The 416-nt window shown below is 33.4% G+C and carries 3 protein-coding genes; all 3 read left to right on the top strand.

Annotated features, from left to right (window positions below; translation table 11 throughout):
• Positions 1 to 72, top strand: a 72-nt coding sequence (locus tag ACZ267_RS12795; RefSeq protein WP_242262225.1) for a beta-class phenol-soluble modulin, incomplete at its 5' end; no start/stop codon positions are given.
• A 52-nt stretch (positions 73 to 124) separates the two neighbouring features.
• Complete coding sequence (locus ACZ267_RS12800; protein WP_015365104.1) at positions 125 to 259, top strand: beta-class phenol-soluble modulin; 135 nt, start codon at positions 125 to 127, stop codon at positions 257 to 259.
• A 52-nt stretch (positions 260 to 311) separates the two neighbouring features.
• Positions 312 to 416, top strand: a 105-nt coding sequence (locus tag ACZ267_RS12805) for a beta-class phenol-soluble modulin (RefSeq protein WP_081048000.1), incomplete at its 3' end; no start/stop codon positions are given.

The raw sequence follows: 416 nt of genomic DNA on the forward strand, positions 1-416 counted from the left end.
AAATTAGGAACAAGCATTGTAAGCATCGTAGAAAACGGTGTAAGTGTATTAGGTAAATTATTCGGATTCTAAGTCAAAACTAAAAAACTAAAAAAATCATAAACAATAAAGGAGATTATATATTATGACAAAATTAGCAGAAGCAATCGCAAACACAGTGAAAGCAGCACAAGGACATGACGGCGCGAAATTAGGAACAAGCATTGTAAGCATCGTAGAAAACGGTGTAAGTGTATTAGGTAAATTATTCGGATTCTAAGTCAAAACTAAAAAACTAAAAAAATCATAAACAATAAAGGAGATTATATATTATGACAAAATTAGCAGAAGCAATCGCAAACACAGTACAAGCGGCACAAGGACATGACGGCGCAAAATTAGGAACAAGCATTGTAAGCATCGTAGAAAACGGTGTA

The organism is Staphylococcus sp. AC872 (assembly GCF_979255425.1).

Excerpts from the sequence above, each read along its gene's own strand:
- ACZ267_RS12800 (WP_015365104.1), top strand. The coding sequence starts at position 125 with ATGACAAAATTAGCAGAAGCAATCGCAAACACAGTGAAAGCAGCACAA.